Annotated in this window: 2 protein-coding genes; both read right to left on the bottom strand. The window is 69.6% G+C overall.

The features are described 5' to 3' along the window. A partial coding sequence (locus Q7A36_RS39940) for a winged helix-turn-helix domain-containing protein (RefSeq protein WP_305109348.1) occupies positions 1 to 359 on the bottom strand: 359 nt, incomplete at its 3' end. A gap of 108 nt (positions 360 to 467) precedes the next feature. Continuing rightward, a partial coding sequence (locus tag Q7A36_RS39945; protein ID WP_305109349.1) for a transposase occupies positions 468 to 1,248 on the bottom strand: 781 nt, incomplete at its 5' end.

Below are 1,248 nucleotides of genomic sequence, written 5' to 3' on the forward strand. Positions count from 1 at the left end.
TCCGTCGGTGCAGCGATGCCGGAAGCCGGCGCGTCCTGTGCCGCAGTGCCGATCTCCTGGACCGCCCCCACGAACCGAACGCCTTTGCGCGGCAGGGTCCGAATCAGCCGCTGGTTCGCGCCGCTGTCGCCGATGGCACTGCGGGCTGCGTTCACCCGGCTGCTCAGCGTCGCCTCCGAGACAATGCGGCCACGCCAGACCGCAGCCAGGAGATCGTCGCGGCTGACCACCCGGTCGCGTGTCCGGATGAGGAATTCCAGAAGGTCGAAGACCTGCGGCTCGACCGCAACGAAGCCGTTGTCCCGGCGCAGTTCGCGCCGGGCGGTATCGAGCATGCAGTTGCCGAAAAGGTAGCGCACGGCGCGCCCTGTTGATTCTCCTGAGATCGTAGCGCAAGCGGCCTGCCGCGGACATCAAGCCCACCTGAAGGAGACCTCCAGGTCGTCTCCAAGCGGATGTCCGGCGGCTCAGGCAGTGTCGCCTGACCGCAATCGAGGATCGCACCGATGCAGGACGCCCCCATCGACCCTGCCCGCCGGCAGCGAGAGCATGCAAAGCTGTGGGGGAGGGCCGGGCGGCCGCCTATTTGGTAAGTTCCTCGGGTATGGGGCGAAGGAGCGACGCCGGTGCCAAAGCTGGTGTGGCGGGTGAAGCTGGTCGCGGAGCTGGAACCCGGAGTGGCAACAAAGACCGAGGTGGCCGGATCGAGCGTGGGGAGGCGGTCGGGTTGGCTGACCTCGGCTCCGGCTGGAGAAGGTGAAGCGGCTCACCGCGGCGCTGCAGGTCAGGAGCGTACCGGATCGACGGCCCGGGAACCATGCCCCCCACGGCTTTGCATAGTCTCCGATCTGATCCTCGCGCCCCGCCAGCCAGTCGCGGACCAGCCGTGCCCGGTGCACCTGCAAGCGGTCGAGGATGAGGAACACCTTGCGCCCGGCGTCGCGCACCAGGCGCTCGAGGAAGCGGATCAGGGTGGGTGCCTTGATCGCGCCGTCGAGGACCATCCAGCGCACCTCGCCCCGGTTGGTCACCGCCGAGACCAGGCCGACATTGGCCCGCCGGTGGTTGGGGCGGACCACCGGGGTCTCGCCCCGCGGGGCATAGCTGCGGCCGCGCACGTCGTCCGAGCGCAAGCCGCTCTCGTCGCCCCAGAAGATCACGCCACCCTCTGCCTTGGCTCGCGCCGCGATCGCCGGGTACTCCCGCCGCAGCCAGCGCCGCACCGCCGTCGGGTCCTGCTCATAGGCC

The sequence above is a fragment of the Paracraurococcus lichenis genome, from assembly GCF_030657435.1.
GTDB classification, from domain to species: domain Bacteria; phylum Pseudomonadota; class Alphaproteobacteria; order Acetobacterales; family Acetobacteraceae; genus Paracraurococcus; species Paracraurococcus lichenis.